This window comes from Sphingobium sp. WR1 (assembly GCF_059693745.1).
The window spans coordinates 152,823-172,056 of the sequence record NZ_JCATID010000007.1 but is presented as its reverse complement, the minus strand read 5'-3'; the positions used below and the strand labels follow the sequence as shown (position 1 = coordinate 172,056).

The following is a 19,234-nucleotide window of genomic DNA, read 5'->3' as shown; positions in this document are numbered from 1 at the left end:
GCTTAGTCGAGCGGCTCGCCCGGCCAGGTTTCGGTGTCGACCTGCGCCTGGGCGGATTTGGCGTAGCGCGGTCCCGACACGGCTTCGAAGGTGAAAAGCGCATCGACCGCCGCCAATGTCCCGGCCGACAGGTCGAGCGCCAGCGTCGCCATATTCTCGTCCAGATGGGCGATGCTGGTCGTGCCGGGAATCGCCACAATATTGGGCCGGCGCGACAAGACCCATGCCAGGCTCAGTTGCGCCATGGTGCAATCAGCCCGATCCGCAATCGCCTTGAATTGCGCGACCAGTTCCAGATTGCGTTCCAGATGCGGCGGCTGGAAACGTGGCATGGATTCACGAATGTCGCCCTTGGGTACGCCCTCCGGCCCCACGCCGCCCGCCAGCACGCCCCGCGCCACGGGAGAAAAGGCGACGAAACCGACGCCCAGTTCGACGCAAGCGTCCAGCACGGCGACTTCCGCATTGCGCGTCCAGGGCGAATATTCGGTTTGCATCGCCGCAATGGGATGGACGGCTTGGGCGCGCCGGAGCGTCGCAGCCGACATTTCCGACAGGCCGATCGCGCCGATCTTGCCCGCCTCGACCGCGCGAACGAGCGCCCCGACCGACTCCTCGATCGGCACATTGGGATCGAGCCTGTGGAGATAATAGAGATCGATATGCTCGACGTTCAGCCGCCGCAGCGAATCCTCCAGCGTCGCGGCAATGGCCTGCGGCGAACCATCGAGTCCACGCTGACCGTCCTTGCCACCCAGCACGCATTTGCTCGCCAGCACAAATGCGTCGCGCCGGTGCATCAGGGTGCGACCGAGCAATTCCTCGTTGTCGCCAAAGCCATAGAGCGCGGCCGTGTCGAAAAAGTCCACGCCCCGGTCGAGCGCATGAAGCAGCAGCTTTTCCGCCTCGCGTGGCTCGGGCCGCGGCAGATAGGCGTGACTGAGATTCATGCAGCCAAGGCCAATGGGAGAGACGGTGAAGGGACCGATGCTACGGGGCGACGACGAGACGGTCATGAGATAGGGATGATCCTGTTTTCGGTCGGGGATGCCCCGCCATAGCGAGGCTTGTTCGCCGGTTCCAGCCATGACGCGCAACGGCATGCCGATCGGCGGCCGCACATCGGATCAAACCCTTTCCGTCACGCCTCCGGAACGACCTGCATGTCATAGACCAGCACCTTCTGCCAAAGATGCTCGCAGGATTTGACGAAGGCCAGATGGATGGGGTGGTCCTGATAGGCCTTCTGGTCCGCCGCACTGTCGAAATACATCAGTTCCGACACGTCGTAACTGGCATCCACGACCTCGCGCTTTTCCGTTCCGGCCGGCACGCCGATCTGGAGCTTTCGGATGACCGGAATATTCTTGAGCGTGCGCAGACCCGCAATCAACCGGTCGCGATCGGGCAGGGAACCGGGTGTCTTCAGCCAGAAGAAGACATGATGCACCAGTTTCGGTTCGACCGTCGGCGTCGCTGCTCTGGCCGGCGACAGGGCCGCGCCCACGCTTCCCATCGCCATCATGGCCGCCATTTCCCTCCTGCTTGTCTTCACGATGCCGTTCCCTCGCGATAAGGACGAAGCCGGAGGCCCCGCCGATGACGATCAGCTTTCGGACATGCCGGCGCGCGCGGTCGTTATGGACTCTCGCTCGACTATGTCATGATCGAAAATCTCGTCGCGCACCCCTGCCGGTCCCTGGACATTGCCGAGCGCCGCGATCAGGCATTGGGTCGCGCGAAAGGCCATGTCCTCCACCGGTTGCCGGACTACCGTCAGCGGCGGCCAGATGCGCGACGCCAGGATCGTGTCGTCGAAACCGGTCACGGCCAGATCGCGCGGCAATAACAGCCCCATATGGTTGGCTTGCGCGATGACGCCCGCCGCCAGATCGTCGCTGCTGCAGATGATGGCCGTCGGTCGATCATCCCGCGCCAGAAGAGTCTGGCCGGCAGCGATGCCGGAGGCATAGTCGAACTCGCCATGCTGCACGAGCAGACCGGTCTCGTCGGGAATGCCATGCCTGCTCAGCGCCGCCCGGAAGCCATCGAGCCTGGCGGCGACCACGCTGTAATGATCGGGTCCGGCGACATAGGCAATCCGGCGGTGCCCATGGGCGATGACGCATTCGGTGATGGCGAGCATGGCCGCCCGGTTGTCGATCCTGACCGTCGTGACGTCCGGCATGGCCGTACCCGTCGCGATCGCCGCCAGGGGCACGCCCAGCGAAGCGAGGACCGCCGATCCGCTGAGCTGCTCGGCAAAGGGCGGGATGAGCAGGAGCGCATCGGCGCCGCTGCGCACCAGATCCTGGGCGATACGCTCCGCTTCCCCCTGCGTCACGCCCTCCCCATCGCGCAGGATCAGCTGGAGGCCGTGCGCATTGGTCGCGCGCAGCGTTCCCACCAGCACCGCGTCGAGGAACGGCGTGCGCCGGTCGCTGTAGATGAGGCCGACGGTCGTCGCGCGCGCCTTGGCGAGGCGCCGCGCCGCCAGATTGGGAACATAGCCCAGTTCGGCGATCGCCGCCCGCACCGTTGCGATTGTGGCGGCGCTCGCCCGGCCGGCGCCGTTGATGACGTTGGACACGGTCATCGCGGACACGCCCGCCCTCTCCGCCACCGCGCGGATCGTTACGCCACTTCGTCTTCGTCTCGCCATCAGTTTCATCGCCCCCATTTCCCCTGATAGCGGGTTTTGGCCGGCGTCATAGTGCCGAAACGGACAGGGCAAGGATCAGGCCGCACCTTCCTTCAGCGTCTTGACCGCATGGTCCACCGCCCGCGCGGTCAGGGCCATGAAGGTGAGCGATGGATTGACGCAGGAAATCGACGCCATCTGCGCGCCGTCAGTGACGAACAGATTGGACGCATCATGCGCCTGGCTCCATTTGTTGAGCACCGATGCGCGGGGGTCGTCGCCCATGCGCGCGCCGCCCATCTCGTGGATGGCGTCGCCCGGCACATGCTCCTTCTCCTTGCTTTCGATATTTTTGAGGCCTGCGGCGCGCAGCATCTTTTCGCCCTGTTCACGCGCGTCCGCCATCATCCGCAACTCATTGTCGCGGAAGGTCACGTTGAACCGCATCAACGGAATGCCGAAGCGGTCGGTCTTGGCCGGATTGAGCGCTACATGATTATCCTCATAGGGCAGGCATTCGCCGAACGCGCCCATCTGGAACTTCCAGCCGCCATAGCGGCGCATCCCTTCCTTCATGGACGCGCCGAAGCCGACCGGCTTGGCCGGCTCGCGATAGGCGCCGCCCTGATAGCCATAGCCACGGCGGAAACCGAGATCCTCGTCCTTGCCGATATTGCGGAAGCGCGGGACATAGACGGCGCCGGGCCGGCGGCCAAATTCGATAAATTCCTCCATGCCGGGAATGTCGCCCTTCACATTGACCCGGAAGATATGGTCCATCACATAACGACCCAGCGTGCCGCTGGAATCGAAATGGCTGCGCTGGCTGCCTTGCGGGCGCGAATTCATCAGGATCTGCACCGAACCCAGGGTCGAGGCATTCAGGAAGACGAGCTTCGCAGTCACGACTTCGGCCTGTCCGGTCTTGGCGTCGACGAAACGGACGCCCGTCACCTTCCGGCTCGCCGGATCATATTCGAGGTTGGTGACGACCGCATCGGACCGTAGCGTCAGCCGCCCCGTCGCCCGCGCCGCCGGCAATGTGACCGCCTGGGTCGAGAAATAGGCCCCGAAAGAACAGCCATTGCCGCACTGGTTGCGGAACTGGCATTTGGTCCGTCCCTGTTCCGGCTTGTCCTCGGTCATGTTGGACAGGCGGGCATTGATCATCTTGCGGCCGGGAAATTCCGTCTCCAGCTGCTGCTTCATCCATTTTTCTGCCACGTTCATGGGCATGGGCGGTTGAAATTCGCTGTCGGGCAGATAGGGGAGATTTTCGCGCGAGCCGGACACACCGATATATTTCTCGACATAGCTGTACCAGGGCGCCAGATCGTCATAGCCGATCGGCCAGACGCCGTTGATGCCTTCACGCCTGTTCGCCTCGAAATCGTCCGCGCTCCAGCGGAAGCTCCACCGGCCCCAGATCAGCGATTTGCCGCCAACCGCCGCCGGACGGATCCAGTAGAATTTGCTGCCTTCGCTATAGTCGTAGGGGTTCAGCCGGTCATTATTGTAGAAGGCTTGGTTGCTGGGCGCGACATAGCCATGCTGGGCGATGAAATAGTCGCTCTCCCGCAGCGTGTCGGGCATGATATTGCGCGCCGGCACGTCATAGGCGGGGCGACCGTCATAGGTATAGCCCTCGCCATGCTCGACCATATGACCGCGATCGAGCATCAGCACGCGCAGCCCCTTTTCCGTCAGTTCCTTCGCGGCCCAACCGCCGCTGATGCCCGAACCGATGACGATCGCATCGAACCTGTCCGTCGAAGCCATGATGATCCTCTCCCAGAAATGTGATTCAAAAGCGCAGCGCGCGCAGCGTCTGAAAACTTTTGGTGATGTCGGGGACATAGGGGGCGGGACACTGATCGTTCTCGACATAGAAATGCCGCACCCCGGCAAGGTCGTTCAGCTTGAAGATGCCGGCGAAGTCGATCGTGCCCGCGCCCACCGAAGTCATGCTGCGATCGGCGCGCATATCCTTCACATGATAGGAATAGATGCGGCCGGCGAGACTGCGGACCAGCGCCTGCACGTCCTGCCCGGCATAGACGGCCCAGTAGAGATCGAGTTCGATCTTCACCAGCGCGGGATCGCAGGCCCTGACCAGTCGGTCGAACAGGCTGACGCCGTCGGGTTTGACGGTGAATTCGAAGTCGTGATTATGATAGGCAAAGCCCAACCCCGCCGCTTTCAGCTGTTCGCCGAACCGATTGATGTTGACGAGCGCGGCGTCCCACGCGGCCGCATTGCGATACTTGTCGACCATATAGGGAAGGACGATCGTATCCGCGCCCAACGTCTTCGCCATGGCGACGCTGGCGTCGAGCTTCTCCAGCAGCGCATCATAGCCGACATGAATGGACGGGCATTTCAGTCCCAGCCGGTCCATGGTCTTGCGCAACAGGCCATGATCCATGGTGTCATAGCCGCCACCGCCATATTCGACTTCGCGATAGCCGACCTTGGCGACCTTCTCCAGCGTCGCCACCGGATCGGCAGAGAAAAGTTCCCGCACCGTATAGAGTTGCAGGCCGACGCTGCGGATCTGCGCGGCGCGAGCCGTGCCGCCGATAAAGGGCTGGCTGGCCAGCGCGGCAAGACCGCCGGCGCCCAGCATCATAGAGCGACGATTGATGATCATGCGGAATAGACCTTGTTGACCTGAGAATAGGGGAAGGCGCCATTATATTCGCCGGGAACAGGCAAATATTCGCGTTCCTGCGTGATACCGATCTCGGACGTGTAGTATCCGACGATGACCATTTGCCTGAAGGCTTCGAAAAACTCCTCGCCGTCCGGTATTTCGTCGTCCATCGCCAGCGTGATCAGCGCATCCTGCTGCTCCGGCGTGGCCTGAGCGGCGGGGAGCTTATAGTCCTGCCGGCTGCGCGCATCGATTTCCGCGAGGCCCGACAATATGGGGTCGCGATCCTCCGCGACCGCCCAGTCGGCCAGCAGCTTCTCGAGATAGGCAGGCACGCCGGCAGCGATGGCGCCGGGCGTGTCGGTCGCGGGTATGATGCGTTCGCACAATGCCGTCATCAGAGCACGCTGTTCGGGTGTGAAGACCTGAATGCTCGGCGCGCCCTGGTCGATCACCGGGATCGCGGCGGCGGGTGCGATCCCCGCCGCGCGCGCGAGCGGCGCGAAAAGCTGGGCGCCGAACATGGCGACTATGCCGCCCAGCGCGTGTCTGCGATCCATCATTGCCCTGCCCCCTTTAAATCCTGCGCGACGGCTTCTTCCGGCAGCGGCCGGACCCAGATGTTGCGGAACGACACGGGCGAGTCATGATCCTGCAACTGGATCGGCGCCTTGTCGCCATGCGCCTGATATTGCGCGATCTTGCGCCATGCGGTCGTGCCCAGCATCGCCTGATGATTCTGCACCAGCACGCCGTTCAGCAGCACGGTCACATAGGCTGGCCGCGTCAGGCTGCCGTCCGCCGCGAAGCGCGGCCGTTCGAAGACGATGTCGTAGCTCTGCCATTCGCCCGGCCGGCGCGACGGGTTCACCAGCGGCGGCTTCCACGCATAGACCGCACCCACCGTGCCGTCGGCATAGGTCGCGTTCCGATAGCCGTCGAGAATCTGCACCTCGTAGCGCTGCATGAACCAGATGCCGCTATTGCCCCGGTCCTGCGAGCTTTTCTGCGGCGGATTGGGCGACCGGAACTCCAGATGCAACTGGACATCGCCAAATTCCTGTTTCGAAATCAGGTTGTTCTCGCCCCCGCTGCTGGCGCGGGAGGGAATGGTCATCACGCCATTTGCGACCGTCCACGGGCCACGCTCGCCACGCCAGGCGTCAAGCGATGTGCCGTCGAACAGAATGATGGCGTCCGATGGCGCGCCGCCCGGCGTGGCGGCGGGCATAACCACCGTGGGCGCAGGACGATCGGGATCATGGACATGCCAGTTGCCGCCCGGCAGGATCGGCGTGTCCTTGAAGCCCGGCTTTTCCTGCGCATGGACTAGCGTGCCCGCCAAGAGGCCGGCCGCCATCGTCATCCCGATCTGGATGCCCTTCATCCTCTCGCTCCTCTTCATGCCCCGTTTCACACGCTGTCGATCGCGCGATAGGCCGCGATCAGACGTTCCTCGCCCGCGCGTCCTTCCAGCGAATTGCCATGCTCCATGCCGATGACGCCGGCATAGCTGCGCGCGCGCAGCCAGCGGACGATATTGGCATAGTTGATCTCGCCCGTGCCCGGCTCCTTGCGACCGGGATTGTCGCCGAACTGGAGATAGCCCACCTCCGCCCAGCAGGCGTCGAGCGTCGGGATCAGATTCCCCGACTGGATCTGCTCATGATAGAGATCCGCCAATATCTTGACGCCCGGACTGTTGGCGCCGCGCGCCACGGCATAGCCCTGCGCGATCGACTGCATGAAGACGCCGGGATGGTTGGTCCGGGTATTGAGCGGCTCCATCACCAGGACCAGACCATGCGGCGCGACGATGTCGCCCGCGCGGCGCATACAGTCGATGATCCGCCCGGTCTGCATCTCTTCCGGCACCTTCCGGTCCATGAAGCCGGTGACGACCGTCATATGCTTGGCGTTGAGCCTTTTGGCGACCTCCACCGAGGTGCGGATATCGTCCAGAAACGCATTCCGGTCGGCGTCATCATTGGCGCCCAGCACCGGGCGAAAGTCCGCCCATTTGGGCATACTGGCGACGAATACGCCCATGGTCATGCCCCGTTGCGCCAATGCGCGGGCCATCGCCTCCTGCTGTTCGACCGGCCGCTTGCGCGCCTCATTATCCTCCCAGGCGCGAAAGCCCTGGTCGGCGGCGAAGGCGATCTGCTCCAACAGGCCGCCCCGACTGGCGAAACTGCCTTCATGCGGGGCGTAGCCAAGCGAGAAACGGGCGGCGTTGGAACTGCCCTTGCCGGCAGCGGACAAGGCGGGAGCCGCCGCCACGGCCAGTCCGGTCGCGATCATCGTCCGTCTCGAAATGCTCATGCCATGCCCTCCGCCACGCGCGCCGCTCGACGGCTTGCGCGCCGTTCCGCCAGCCAGATCAAACCGAAGACGACCAGCAGCGTCAGCGGCACGAAGGTCAGCCGCGCAAAGGACTGGGACGCCGCGGCATCCTCCACCGCGCGCAACGCCGCGCCGCTTAGCCGCGTGAAGGCTTCCGGCCCGCCGGCAATCTCCACCTTGGCCTGATCGAACATTTCCCCCAGACGCGGCAGCACGAAGAAGCTGGCGAGTGCGCCCGCCGACCCGACCAGCCCCAGCGCCCAGGCGTCGCCGCGGGGATAGCGTTCCGCCACGGACGCCAGCATGGTCGGCCACATGGCGCAGACTCCCAGCCCCCAGACGGTCGACGCCAGGATCGCCGAGACGGGCGACTGCGCCTGCGACAGCAGGAACAGGCCGATCGCCGCCAGCAGGCTCGACACCCAGAGCAGGCCCGGATTGGAGAGGCGGCCGGCGATCCGCCCTGCGAAATGGCGGAACACGAACATCAGCGCGCTGACATAGACCAGCAACAATATGCCGCGCATCCCGACCCGGTTGCTGAGCGCGACGTCGATCCACTGCCCCGGCGCCAGTTCCGACGAAGCGGTCAGGAACATCGCGCCGAACCAGATGAAGAAGCTGGGACGGCGCACTACTTCGAGCATCATGTCCTTCATGCCCCGCCCGCCGACCACCTGGGGCGGCTCGGGAAACCGGGTAGTCGCCGCGATCAGGATGACCCCGATGGCGGGCAGGAACACCAGCGCCATGATCGCCTGCCAGGGCAGGACCGGCGCCAGGAATACGCCGGCCAGGCCCCCGACGATCAGGCCGCCGGGATACCAGGCATGGAGGACGTTCAGGCGATGCGTGGTGTCTTCGGGATAGAGGCGGGCGGTCAGTGGATTGATCGACGCCTCGGCAAAGCCCCAGCCGATGCCGCTGAGCAACATGCCCAGCCAGACCAGATGATAGACCGCCATGCCGCTGGCCAGCGCGCCGGCTGCGACGATCAAACTCGTGCCGATCAGGAAGGCGACGCCGCAGCCGATCAGCACGCGGCGGATCTGCAGCTTGTCGAGCAGCGCACTGACGACGAAGACCGTGATCGAAAAGCCGAGGAAGGCTGAGCCGAGCGCGGCCCCGATCAGTTCCCCCGCCGCGATCGGCGCGATCGGATCGATCCATTGCGCCTTGAGGCTGCTCGCCACCGCCGCGCGCAGGGATGCGCTCATCGACGCGGTGAAGAGCGCCAGGACGCTCAGCCAAAATAGCCTCTGCCGGTCTATACCCGTCATGCCCGCTCCTCTACCCTGCGCCCCGTCCGCTATATTATCGGGGTCGTGTCTGCGTCGCTGTCAGGCCAGCCCCAGCCAGCGCCGGCTGTCGGCGGGATCGCCGCCCCCAGCGAAATCGTCGAATGCCCGTTCCGGCCGGCGGATCATGTGCGCCTCGATAAAAGGCGCGCCTTCGCGCGCGCCGTCTTCGGGATGCTTCAGACAGCATTCCCATTCCAGCACGGCCCAGCCGTCATAGCCATATTGGGTCAGGCGCGAGAAGATGCCGGTGAAGTCGACCTGTCCATCACCCAACGAACGGAAGCGGCCGGGCCGATCGACCCAGTCGGCATAGCCGCCATAGACGCCGGCGCGCCCGGTCGGGTTGAATTCCGCATCCTTCACATGAAACATCCTGATGCGGTCATGATAGATGTCGATGAACTGGAGATAGTCCATCGCCTGCAACAGGAAATGGCTGGGGTCATAGAGGATATTGGCGCGGCGATGCCCGCCGACCGCATCCAGGAAACGCTCGAAGGTCAGGCCATCGTGCAGATCCTCGCCCGGATGCAGTTCGTAGCAGAGGTCGACGCCCTCCTCATCGAACGCATCCAATATGGGACGCCAGCGCCGACCCAGTTCCGCGAATGCTTCGTCCGCCAGACCGGCCGGACGCTGCGGCCAGGGATAGATGAAGGGCCAGGCCAGCGCCCCTGAAAAGGTCGCATGGGCGGACAGGCCGAGCCGACGGCTCGCTTTCGCCGCCAGCTTCAGCTGATCGACGGCCCAGGCCTGCCGCTCCACGGGCTTGCCGCGCAATGCCGGCGGCGCGAAATTGTCAAAGGCCGCGTCATAGGCTGGATGAACGGCAACCAATTGCCCCTGCAAATGGGTCGACAGCTCCGAGATTTCGACACCGGCCTCGCGGCAGTGCCCGGCCAGTTCGTCGCAATAATCCTGGCTTTCCGCCGCAAGCGCCAGGTCCATGCAACGCGGGTCGTTGCTGGGCACCTGAATGCCCTTGTAACCCGCCTGCGCCATCCAGCGCGCCGCATTGTCCAGCGTGTCGAACGGTGCGGCGTCGCCCATGAACTGCGCCAGGAAGATGGCGGGGCCACGCATGGGCTTTTTCGCCGTCATTTAAGGCCCTTGAGATAGGCGATGATCGCGGCGCGCTTGGCCGGATCGGGTGTCCCGATCGGCATACGCGTGCCCGGCACCTTCTTCATCGGCGCCGCAAGGAAGTCGTTCAACGTCTGGTCGTCCCAGCGCAGCTTGGAACCTTTGAGCGCCGCCGAATAGGTAAAGCCGGGAAGCGCGGCCGCGGGACGGCCGACAACCCCATTCAGATTGGGACCGAGCCCGCCTTTCGCGTCCTTCTGCACGCTATGACAGGCGCGACAGGCGTTGAAAGCGGGTGGCGCCGTCTGCGCCGCACCTGGCGTGACAAACGCCATTGCGGCGATCGATATCAGACTGAGGCTTGCTACCCTTCGCATCCTCGACTCTCCGTTCTATTGTTCCTTCTATCATTTACCGGTAAATCATGGCAGATCAAGACCAAGAATGATCACGTTACCGGAATTCGACGAACGGAGGAGAGAGATGGGAAAGAGTATCTTGCGTCTTGGCATGGTCGGCGGCGGCGAAGGCGCTTTCATCGGCGCGATTCATCGCGCCGCCGCCGCGCTGGACGGAGATTGGCGGTTGGTGGCTGGCGCCTTCAGCAGCGACCCCGACCGCAACCGCCGCTCGGGCGACATGCTGGGAATCGATCCTGCCCGCATCTATGAATCGCTCGACGCTCTGCTCGCAGCGGAAAGCGCATTGCCGGTCGAAGCGCGGATCGACGCGATATCGATCGTGACCCCCAATCATCTTCATGCGCCGATGTCGATGGCCGCGCTGGATGCGGGCTTCCATGTCTTCTGCGAAAAACCGATGGCGATGAGCGTGGAGGAATCGCGGCTGATCGCGCAGGCCGTCGCGCGATCGGGCCGCCAGTTCGGCCTGGCCTTCACCTATAGCGGCTATCCGCTGGTGGAGGAGGCGCGCGCGCGCGTGGCGCGCGGCGACTTTGGTCGTATCCGCCTCGTGCAGGTCGAATATTCGCAGGGCTGGCTCAGCAAGGCGATCGATCGGGACGGCAACAAGCAGGCGGAATGGCGCACCGATCCCGCGCGCGCTGGCCTTGGCGGATGCCTGGGCGACATCGGCACCCATGCCTTCCATCTGGCCGAGCATGTGTCGGGGCTGCGCGTGAAGGAACTGTGCGCCGATCTCTCCATCCATGTCGAGGGCCGGCGGTTGGACGACGATGTCAGCGTGCTGCTGCGCCTCGACGGCGGCGCGCGCGGCGTGCTCAAGGCGACACAGGTCGCAGCGGGCGACGAAAATGGACTGAAGCTGCGTATCCATGGCGAATTTGGCGGGCTGGAATGGTCGCAGATGGAGCCGAACACGCTGCTCCTGCGCTGGCTCGACCGGCCTGCTGAGGTCGTGCGCGCCGGCGGACCCGGCCTTGCGGCTTCCACCCTGACGCGGCTGCGCACACCGGCCGGCCATCCGGAGGGTTATGTCGAGGCGTTCGCCAATCTCTATCGCGCCTTCGCCATGCGGATATGCGACGGTGCGGCTGTCGGCGAATCCGTGATAGGCGAGGTCGACTGGTGTCCCTCGATCGAAGACGGTCTGCGGACCATGGCCTTCGTCGAAAGCGTCATCGCAAACGCCGCCTCCGATGCCAAATGGACGGCGCTTCCCGCTGATTGAAGCGAAGAAGAAAGCGCGTCGGAACACAACGCGCTTTCCTCCTCTTTCGATCAATGCGTCGCACCTTTTGCCGGGAGCAGCGGATTGATGGTCTGGATGGTCCCGTCGGGATTGTAGCGCAGTTCAGTCACCTTCACGTTGCGCAGGCGGGTCTGGCCCGACAATTGCGTATCGGCATAGAAGAGCCACCAGCGTCCATTCCATTCGACGATCGAATGATGGGTGGTCCATCCTTCCACGGGTTCCAGGATGCGACCCTTGTAGGTGAAGGGACCATAAGGGGAATCGCCGACGGCATAGGCCAGATAATGGGTATCGCCGGTCGAATAGCTGAAATAATATTTGCCCTTATATTTGTGCATCCACGACGCTTCAAAGAAGCGACGATCATGGTCGCCGCCCAGCAGGGGCCGTCCCTTTTCATCCAGTATCTGCACGGCCCTGGGCGTTTCGGTGAATTCCAGCATGTCCCCGCTCATCTTCGCGACGCGCGGCGCGAGGGCGGGCTTGTCATCCTGCTGCAGGTCGGTCTTGGACCCGTCGGGATCATATTTGCCGTCGATATTGCGCTGGAGCTGCCCGCCCCAGATGCCGCCGAAATACATATAGCTCTGCCCGTCATCGTCGGTGAAGACCGCCGGGTCGATCGAATAACTGCCCTTGATCGGATGGGGCTGCGCCTTGAACGGTCCCATCGGGTCCTTTGCCGTGGCGACGCCGATGCGGAAGGCGCCCGCTTTGTCCTTGGCCGGGAAATAGAGATAATAGGTGCCGTTCTTGAAGGCGGCGTCGGGCGCCCACATCTGCTTTTCAGCCCAAGGCACATCCTTGACCTCCAGCGCGACCGGGCCCGTGGTTACCGGCCCGCCAATCCTGTCCATCGACAGGATATGATAGTCGCGCATTTCGAAATGGCTGCCCAGATCGTCCTCGGGCGTCGGCCCATCGATATCATGGCTGGGATAGACATAGATTTTCCCGTTCCACACATGGGCGGACGGGTCGGCGGTATATATGTCCTTGACCAGCGGTTGGGACAGATATTCGGCTGCGTCACGCCTGTCCTTTTTGGGGTTGTCCGCCGGCTGCGGCGCCTGTTGGCAAGCGACCAATGCCAGCCCCAGCGCCAGAGGTAATGTTCGCGGCATCGAGCCTCGTCTGGTCTTCATCCATCCTCTCCACATATATCACGGCTGATTGATAGCGCTATCATTTCAAGTGTCAACCACGCTTTGACCAGCGGAAAGCCCTACAAACCGCCTGCTCGGCCCAGGCCGGCGCCACGACCGGAAACCCGCAAAAGGGCCAGGAGCACGGCTCCCCTCCAGGGACATGGATTATATCGGCGCGCCCGACGCGATCGAACCCAGCACGCGGGCGCTGGGCTTGACCGTCCGTGCAAAGGTCGCGCGATCGACGGAGGCCAGGCCGAACTGGTGGCCATAGCCGGAAATCCACTCATAATTGTCGAGCAGGGACCAGTGAATATAGCCGATCACCGGCACATCCTCCGCCATCGCCGCGCGCAGCCCCGCCACGGCTTCGGGAATGTAGCGCTGCCGCTGGACGTCGTCATGCACGGCCAGGCCATTTTCCGTCACCAGCACCGGCTTGCCGCTGCCGACATGGGCATAGCGCACGCTGTTGCCGAGCGAGGCCGGGTAGATTTCCCGCCCATCGCTGGCGATCGGCGCGTCGGCGGGTGGTGGAACCAGTCCCTTGGCATCGTAAAGCCGCCGGGTGTAGTTTTGCACACCGATGAAGTCGGCATGGGAGCGGCTGACGACCAACCATGGCTGGTAGACCATTTGCCGCTTAGTGGCGCGAAAACTGTCGTCGGCGCCGACAAGCTGGTCGTCCTCGATCGCCAGCCCCACCCCGATCGGCAGGGTTGAGCGGATGGCCTTGAGCGCCTGAAAACCCTCAATATGCGCCGCGACCATATGCGGCGTCACGTCCTGTTCACTGAACAAGGCGCTGGCGAAACCGGTCGAGCCCGTCGCCTTGGCCGCCGCCGCCAACATTGCACGCACGGCCGGGAGGAACGTGGGCGGCAACGCGACGAAGCGCAGCAGGGCGGACACATTGGGTTCGTTCAGCGTCACCGCATGACTGATGCGGTCGACCATGCGCCGCCCGGCCTTCTCGCAAAAGCGGGCGAAGAGAGCGGCCCCGTCCCGCCCCTGAAAATGCCCGCGCGCGGCGAACCAGCGGGGGACGCTGAAATGGCTGAAGGTGACGACGGGTGCCAGGCCACGCTCCAGACAGCCGTCGATCATCCGATCATAATGATCGAGCATGGCGGCGGAAAATAGGCCCGGTTCCGGCTCGATCCGCGACCATTCCAGCGAGAAGCGATAGGCATTCAACCCGAGTGCCTTCAGAAGATCGAGATCTTCGCGCCAGCGGTGCAGACTGTCGCAGGCGTCGCCGGACGGTTCGCCGAACAGGCTGGGCTTCACCTGTTCCAGCAGCCATATGTCGGACGCGACATTATTACCCTCGACCTGATGGCCGGCGGTGGCCGATCCCCAGAGGAAATCCCTGGGGAAGACCCGTGCGGAAGAGGTGGCCGCCCTCCCCGGCGCGACGCCCGCCATACCGGCCGCAACCAGGCCCAGGGCGGTCCTGCGGGATATGTCGGGCGCCATCCTTACTGCCCCCCTGCCCCGCAGCGTGCCGCGACCGGATTGCAGCGCCAGCCGCCGGCGAAGGGCGCCAGATGATAATCATTGGCGTAGATATTGGGCGCCGTCAGATAGTCGGTCGACACCATCTGCGCGCCACTGGCGAGCGCGGCATCGCGACGGCGAGCATCATTGCGGCGCGCATCCGCCGTGTCGATATCGGCGCGGGCGCGCACGATATAGCCCTTCTTCACCGCGTCGCGGATTTCGGTGCCGCGGGTCAGCGCATTGTCGAACAGCATGAAGGCGGTATGCGCCATGCCGGGCTTGCCCTGTACGAAGGCCATGCGCCCCTGAAGCGACGGGCGGCCGTCGAGATAGGGCGCGAAGGCGGCCAGGTTCATGCCGGGCACGAGGAAGAAGAAGATAAACTTGCCACGGGCCGCTTTCACGCTCGGCCAGTGCTTGGCCAGCACCGCCGCTTCCAGCGTCGGCATATTTCCGCGCAGATCGTCGGGAGTGAAGACCTTGTCCCGGCCAAGAATGTTGCGGATGCTTTCGTCCACTTCGTCGAACGCCGCCTTGTCGAAGGGCGGAACCGCCGTCGCACCGGGAATGGCGCGCTCCAGCCCGCTGAGCTTGGGTTCCAGCAGGATGAAGACGGGGCTGTGATCCGGCTCGCTGTCCGACCATTGGCGCAGCAGCGTCAGGCAGGACCGGAAGCTGGGACACTGGCTGCGAAAATCGAGGTCCGCGACATGCAGCACCTTAAGACCCGGCCTGGCCAGTTCCTCGCGGTAGATGGGGGCGAGGTCGGTGGCACCCTGCGCGCTCAACTGGCGATAGGGCAGCGGATCGGCATAGGCGCCGCCCTTGGGGTCGGGTTGCAGGTCGATCTCGATGCTGCGCACGCCGCTGCGCAACTGGGCCTGAAGCGGCATCTGCACATAGTCGAGGCTTTTCGCCATGTCATTGAGACCGCCGGGATGTTCGTCCTCCATCGCTGCCCGCTGTTCGGGGGTCATCGCGCCGCCCATTTTTGCCATCAGGGCGGAAAGGCGCGGCGCCATCAGCGCCATGACGCGGGGATCGGCCGGCAGCGCATAGCTGTTGTGCGTGCCCACCACCTGGATCTGATTGATGGGCAGCGCATCGTCCTGCGGCGCGCCGTCCATCGCTCCCCAGGCGGCGCCGGCGGCCAGCATCGTGGCGGCGATGCCGCCAGCAATCTTCTTTTTCATCGCTTTGGTTCCCGAAGGCTCTGGAAAATCTTAGAAATTCACGTTGACGAAGCCGCCCACCGTGCGCCGCGCATTGGGCGAGGTGTAGTGCAGCAGGCCGAGCGCCCCATATTGCTGCCAACCGGTCGAGAAATATGTGTCGAACAGGTTGCGCGCATAGACGCCGACCTCGACCGACTTGCCGGGCAGGGTGACGGCGATGCGGCCGTTGACCAGGCCATAGCCCGGCACCTCCGAATAGCCCGGCTGGCCGACGACCGTCCAATATTTGCTGCGATAGGCATAGTCCGCATGAGCGCGCAGACCCAGGCCCGATCCGAACTCCGTCTCATAATCCACGGCCGCCGTGCCCGCCCATTTGGGCGAGTTGGTGAGGCGCGACCCGGTATAGTCCGTGGTGGCGTTATAGACATAGTCGGTGAACTTGGCGTCGGTATAGGTCAGCGCGCCGGACAGGGTCAGGCCCTTGACCGGCTGCACCGCGATATTGCCCTCGACGCCCTGCGTGCGCAGACCGCCCGCATTGCCGATCACCGTCGCCTGGAGCTGGCCGCCGGCGCCATCGGGGATGGTGGTCAGGATCGTCGCCTGGAAATCCTTGAAGTCCGACCGGAAAATGTCGAGGTTGAAGCGCAGGCGGCGGCCGAACCATTCCGACTTGATGCCCGCTTCCCATGCCTTCACCGTCTCGTCGCGATAGGGCGCATATTTGTTGCCGACAAAGGCGATGCCTGCCGGCTTGTAGCCGGTCGAATAGGTCGCGTAGAGCATGACATTGTCGCTGACCTGCCATTGCGGGGCGATCCGGTAGGAGAAATTATCGCCCTTCACCCGGCCGAAATCGATCGCGGGTGCGGCGCTCGATCCCACGAAGGTCGGGGTGTAGCCCGCGATCGGCACCGGATCGACAGTAATGAAGTCCAGGCTCTGCGAATTATTGTCATGGGTGTAGCGGCCGCCCAGCGTCAGACTGAGCCGCGGCGTGACGTTGAACTTCAACTGGCCAAAGGCGGCGATCGTCTCGTTGTTCGCGTCGAACAGCGAGGCATTGGCGTCGACCCCGATCGCGCCGGTCAGCGCATAGAGGGTCTGGCGCGGCGTGCCGTTGGCATCGTAGAGCGGCGCACCCAGCGTACCCCATTGTAACTGGGTCTGGCGGGCGTGCAGCTTGTTGTAGAAGCCGCCGACCAGATATTCGACGAAGCCGCCCGTGGGCGAGGCCAGATGAATTTCCTGGCTGACCTTGTCGGTGTCGAGGTCGCCGATGTTGAAGGGAATATAGGCATAGAGATTGGTCGGGGCGAGGTTCGCCGGGGTCGAGTTCACATAGCGGGTGATGCGATAGGCGGTGATCGATGTCAGGTCGTGATCGCCCAGCTTCGCATTGACGCGCAGCGACGTGCCATATTCCTCGGTGGTGATCTCGCCGAAGGAGGAGTCCGCCGTATCGGCGCTCTTCGGCCCCGGATAGACGCCCAAGCTATTCAGAATGGCGGTCAGCGCGGCGGGTTGCCCCGAAACGGGGGTGCGGACGCTGCTGTCCCAATGATAGGCATAGTCGCCCGACAGGGTGAAATTGATCCGGTCGGATGGCTCGACATAGAGGCGCGCGCGGCCGCCATATTCATGCTGTGAGCCGACGAGGCGATTGAGCGTCACGTTGCGGCCGAAGCCGTCGAACGCCTGGTCGAAGCCGGACACACGCAGCGCCGCCATCGATCCGAGCGGAATATTGGCGGTGGCGTTCAGGATGCGCTCGTCATGCTCGCCCAGGCTGGCCGAGGCACGCAGCGATGTGTCGTTGAGCTTGGGCTTGCCGGTCGACACCGCGATCACGCCGGAGGTGGCGTTCTTGCCGAACAGCGTTCCCTGCGGCCCCATCAGCACGTCGACGCGCGCGATGTCGACCATGCCGGTCAGACCGTTGGCGCGCTGCCCGTCCATCACCACATCGTCGACGACGACGCTGACCGACTTGGCGTTGGAAAAGTCGAAGGATGTGCTGCCGACGCCGCGAATCTGGAAGGCCGCGCCCTGGGTCGGGTCATATTGCACGCCCGGCATCATATATTGGAGGTCGGTGACGGAGGTGTAGCCGCTATTCGCGATCGCCGCGCCGTCGACCGACTGGATCGCCAACGGCACCTTCTGGCTGCTTTCGCTGCGGCGCTCCGCCGTCACCACGATTTCCGGCAGGGCGTCGTCCGATTCGGCGGCCGCCTGCGCGTGCGCCGCTGTGGCGCCCAGCGGCAACGCGCCGCCCATCAACATCGTCGAAAGCAGATAGACCCTGCGCCTGGCTTGTAATCCGAACATGATTTTTGCTCCGTCCCATCGAACCGTTGGGCGGCGCACTAGATTGCGAGTTTTACGGTTTTAAGACGATTGTTCGTATATTTTTCCGTTAAATTTTATATTTTAAGACGATTGTTCGACACCGGCGATAAATTGAACCATATCCGGCACCGGGTCGACCAGAGCACCACGGGCCGCCTTTCCAAGGCTATGACCGATGATCGCGACCACCACGGCCTGGACACGGGCGCGGTCCCCATCGACCGGCGATCCGATCCATTCGGCGACCTGGACATGGACATTCTCCGCGCGCCGCCGCCGCATATCGATGGCGAAGGGACGAAAGGCGGGGTTGTTGTTCGCCAGCAATGCGCTTTCATGGGTCAGGCGGATGATGTCGCTATTGCCTGGGGCCGCGCCGTTGGACGCGCGAATCGCGGCGCGCATACGACGATAAATGGCTTCGACGCCGCCAAAGACGATGTCGCGATGCGTCGGGAAATGATGGGCGACGCTCGACGCCGCCATGCCCGACGCTTGGGCCACCGCCCGGTGCGACAGCGCGCCCACGCCGTCCGCAACGATCAGGTCGGCAATATGGTCTGCAAGCGTTGCCTTCACGCCTTGCGGCAGGACATTGGCCGAATCCAGAGCGGGTGCGGCTGGGACCGCCAGCCGCTCGACAATCGCCATGTGCCATTGGCTGGACGCGAGATCAGGAGGCACATGGCCGTCACGCAGCAGGGCGCGAATGGTCGATTGCCGCAACAGGCGATAGTCGACCATATCACCCAGGGCGATGGAAAAGGGACGCTCGTCCAGGCAATAGGCCGCGATCGTCTGCGCCAGCCGCGCGCTATCGGGCGAATCCCGCAGCATGTCACGCCACATTTCTTCCGCCGCATCCAGCAATATCGGCACCGCCGGCAACGCCTCCGGCGTGCGGCTGGCGAGCAGCGCCAGTTCGCAGGTGACGATGCCGGAAATGCGCTGCTCGCCCGACATCAGGTCCAGCCACGCCCCTACCAGATCAGGCAACACACCCGCGCGGACCGGCTCGATGCCGCGCACCCGCTCCCGAAAATCCCGGGCGGCCTGCTCGGTCAACTCGATTTCCCGTGCGATCACCGCATTCACGAGCGCGGCACGATCGCCTATCCGGTAGCTGATCGATCCCACCGACATATCGGCCTGCTCCGCGACCGTGCGCAGGCTCATGCCGGCAAGACCGCGCGCGGCGATCACGGCGCGGGCGGCATCGATAATGGGCGCATTGGCCTGAATCTGGCGAATGGACGAGCGGTTTGTGGCTGTTGTCATGCCATTTGCATATCGCGCCCGCTGACACAGTCCAGCATCTCCTATGTCTCCACTTTGTCATGGAGCGCTTCTATCGC

Annotated in this window: 17 protein-coding genes; 1 reads left to right on the top strand and 16 read right to left on the bottom strand. The window is 63.9% G+C overall.

The window, feature by feature from the left end; all coding sequences use genetic code 11:
- Positions 1-2: 2 nt before the first annotated feature.
- The 11 genes from AC58EF_RS11360 to AC58EF_RS11310 form a co-directional block, all read right to left on the bottom strand.
- Positions 3-1,016 (bottom strand): aldo/keto reductase, encoded by a 1,014-nt coding sequence (locus AC58EF_RS11360; RefSeq protein ID WP_497276382.1) that lies wholly within the window; start codon positions 1,014-1,016, stop codon positions 3-5.
- Between the two features lie 125 nt (positions 1,017-1,141).
- Entirely contained in the window at positions 1,142-1,522 is a 381-nt protein-coding gene (locus AC58EF_RS11355; RefSeq protein WP_497276313.1) for a Dabb family protein, read from the bottom strand.
- An 84-nt stretch (positions 1,523-1,606) separates the two neighbouring features.
- Positions 1,607-2,662, bottom strand: a complete 1,056-nt coding sequence (locus tag AC58EF_RS11350) for a LacI family DNA-binding transcriptional regulator (protein ID WP_497276311.1) — start codon at positions 2,660-2,662, stop codon at positions 1,607-1,609.
- A gap of 75 nt (positions 2,663-2,737) precedes the next feature.
- Positions 2,738-4,420 (bottom strand): GMC oxidoreductase, encoded by a 1,683-nt coding sequence (locus tag AC58EF_RS11345; RefSeq protein ID WP_497276310.1) that lies wholly within the window; start codon positions 4,418-4,420, stop codon positions 2,738-2,740.
- 25 nt (positions 4,421-4,445) lie between these two features.
- Positions 4,446-5,291, bottom strand: coding sequence for a sugar phosphate isomerase/epimerase family protein (locus AC58EF_RS11340; protein ID WP_497276309.1), 846 nt, complete (start codon positions 5,289-5,291; stop codon positions 4,446-4,448).
- Positions 5,288-5,857: a gluconate 2-dehydrogenase subunit 3 family protein gene (locus tag AC58EF_RS11335; protein WP_497276308.1), complete on the bottom strand. Its 570-nt coding sequence runs from the start codon at positions 5,855-5,857 to the stop codon at positions 5,288-5,290. Before AC58EF_RS11335 ends, AC58EF_RS11340 begins: the two co-directional genes overlap by 4 nt.
- On the bottom strand, positions 5,854-6,681 hold the full coding sequence (locus AC58EF_RS11330; RefSeq protein ID WP_497276306.1) for a 3-keto-disaccharide hydrolase: 828 nt from the start codon (positions 6,679-6,681) through the stop codon (positions 5,854-5,856). Before AC58EF_RS11330 ends, AC58EF_RS11335 begins: the two co-directional genes overlap by 4 nt.
- 26 nt (positions 6,682-6,707) lie before the next feature.
- Positions 6,708-7,619, bottom strand: coding sequence for a hydroxypyruvate isomerase family protein (locus AC58EF_RS11325; RefSeq protein ID WP_497276305.1), 912 nt, complete (start codon positions 7,617-7,619; stop codon positions 6,708-6,710).
- Entirely contained in the window at positions 7,616-8,920 is a 1,305-nt protein-coding gene (locus AC58EF_RS11320) for an MFS transporter (RefSeq protein WP_497276303.1), read from the bottom strand. The genes AC58EF_RS11325 and AC58EF_RS11320 overlap by 4 nt, the downstream gene beginning before the upstream one ends.
- A gap of 60 nt (positions 8,921-8,980) precedes the next feature.
- Positions 8,981-10,024, bottom strand: a complete 1,044-nt coding sequence (locus AC58EF_RS11315; RefSeq protein WP_497276302.1) for a sugar phosphate isomerase/epimerase family protein — start codon at positions 10,022-10,024, stop codon at positions 8,981-8,983.
- A gap of 14 nt (positions 10,025-10,038) precedes the next feature.
- A complete protein-coding gene (locus tag AC58EF_RS11310) occupies positions 10,039-10,401 on the bottom strand; it encodes a c-type cytochrome (RefSeq protein WP_497276301.1) in 363 nt (120 codons plus the stop codon).
- Between the two features lie 106 nt (positions 10,402-10,507).
- Here AC58EF_RS11310 and AC58EF_RS11305 point away from each other — a divergent pair, with 106 nt between their 5' ends.
- Positions 10,508-11,674, top strand: a complete 1,167-nt coding sequence (locus tag AC58EF_RS11305) for a Gfo/Idh/MocA family protein (RefSeq protein WP_497276299.1) — start codon at positions 10,508-10,510, stop codon at positions 11,672-11,674.
- Between the two features lie 50 nt (positions 11,675-11,724).
- Here AC58EF_RS11305 and AC58EF_RS11300 read toward each other — a convergent pair whose 3' ends face one another.
- The 5 genes from AC58EF_RS11300 to AC58EF_RS11280 all read right to left on the bottom strand — a co-directional run bounded on the left by AC58EF_RS11300 (position 11,725) and on the right by AC58EF_RS11280 (position 19,157).
- Positions 11,725-12,843: a glycoside hydrolase family 43 protein gene (locus tag AC58EF_RS11300; RefSeq protein ID WP_497276298.1), complete on the bottom strand. Its 1,119-nt coding sequence runs from the start codon at positions 12,841-12,843 to the stop codon at positions 11,725-11,727.
- Positions 12,844-13,011: 168 nt separating this feature from the next.
- On the bottom strand, positions 13,012-14,325 hold the full coding sequence (locus AC58EF_RS11295; protein WP_497276296.1) for a glycoside hydrolase family 1 protein: 1,314 nt from the start codon (positions 14,323-14,325) through the stop codon (positions 13,012-13,014).
- Positions 14,326-14,327: 2 nt separating this feature from the next.
- Entirely contained in the window at positions 14,328-15,542 is a 1,215-nt protein-coding gene (locus AC58EF_RS11290; RefSeq protein ID WP_497276295.1) for a Ca2+-dependent phosphoinositide-specific phospholipase C, read from the bottom strand.
- Positions 15,543-15,572: 30 nt separating this feature from the next.
- A complete protein-coding gene (locus AC58EF_RS11285; protein WP_497276294.1) occupies positions 15,573-17,858 on the bottom strand; it encodes a TonB-dependent receptor in 2,286 nt (761 codons plus the stop codon).
- 102 nt (positions 17,859-17,960) lie between these two features.
- The gene (locus tag AC58EF_RS11280) at positions 17,961-19,157 is read right to left on the bottom strand and encodes a TetR family transcriptional regulator (protein ID WP_497276293.1); all 1,197 of its coding nucleotides are present in this window, start codon (positions 19,155-19,157) and stop codon (positions 17,961-17,963) included.
- Positions 19,158-19,234: the final 77 nt, after the last annotated feature.

Bases quoted from the DNA above. Each gene is read 5' to 3' on its own strand.
- AC58EF_RS11360 (WP_497276382.1), bottom strand. From the start codon at position 1,016: ATGACCGTCTCGTCGTCGCCCCGTAGCATCGGTCCCTTCACCGTCTCT.
- AC58EF_RS11300 (WP_497276298.1), bottom strand. From the start codon at position 12,843: ATGAAGACCAGACGAGGCTCGATGCCGCGAACATTACCTCTGGCGCTG.
- AC58EF_RS11325 (WP_497276305.1), bottom strand. From the start codon at position 7,619: ATGAGCATTTCGAGACGGACGATGATCGCGACCGGACTGGCCGTGGCG.
- AC58EF_RS11355 (WP_497276313.1), bottom strand. From the start codon at position 1,522: ATGGCGATGGGAAGCGTGGGCGCGGCCCTGTCGCCGGCCAGAGCAGCG.
- AC58EF_RS11330 (WP_497276306.1), bottom strand. From the start codon at position 6,681: ATGAAGGGCATCCAGATCGGGATGACGATGGCGGCCGGCCTCTTGGCG.
- AC58EF_RS11315 (WP_497276302.1), bottom strand. From the start codon at position 10,024: ATGCGTGGCCCCGCCATCTTCCTGGCGCAGTTCATGGGCGACGCCGCA.
- AC58EF_RS11350 (WP_497276311.1), bottom strand. From the start codon at position 2,662: ATGGCGAGACGAAGACGAAGTGGCGTAACGATCCGCGCGGTGGCGGAG.
- AC58EF_RS11285 (WP_497276294.1), bottom strand. From the start codon at position 17,858: ATGTTCGGATTACAAGCCAGGCGCAGGGTCTATCTGCTTTCGACGATG.
- AC58EF_RS11335 (WP_497276308.1), bottom strand. From the start codon at position 5,857: ATGATGGATCGCAGACACGCGCTGGGCGGCATAGTCGCCATGTTCGGC.
- AC58EF_RS11320 (WP_497276303.1), bottom strand. From the start codon at position 8,920: ATGACGGGTATAGACCGGCAGAGGCTATTTTGGCTGAGCGTCCTGGCG.
- AC58EF_RS11340 (WP_497276309.1), bottom strand. From the start codon at position 5,291: ATGATCATCAATCGTCGCTCTATGATGCTGGGCGCCGGCGGTCTTGCC.
- AC58EF_RS11305 (WP_497276299.1), top strand. From the start codon at position 10,508: ATGGGAAAGAGTATCTTGCGTCTTGGCATGGTCGGCGGCGGCGAAGGC.
- AC58EF_RS11295 (WP_497276296.1), bottom strand. From the start codon at position 14,325: ATGGCGCCCGACATATCCCGCAGGACCGCCCTGGGCCTGGTTGCGGCC.
- AC58EF_RS11280 (WP_497276293.1), bottom strand. From the start codon at position 19,157: ATGACAACAGCCACAAACCGCTCGTCCATTCGCCAGATTCAGGCCAAT.
- AC58EF_RS11345 (WP_497276310.1), bottom strand. From the start codon at position 4,420: ATGGCTTCGACGGACAGGTTCGATGCGATCGTCATCGGTTCGGGCATC.
- AC58EF_RS11290 (WP_497276295.1), bottom strand. From the start codon at position 15,542: ATGAAAAAGAAGATTGCTGGCGGCATCGCCGCCACGATGCTGGCCGCC.
- AC58EF_RS11310 (WP_497276301.1), bottom strand. From the start codon at position 10,401: ATGCGAAGGGTAGCAAGCCTCAGTCTGATATCGATCGCCGCAATGGCG.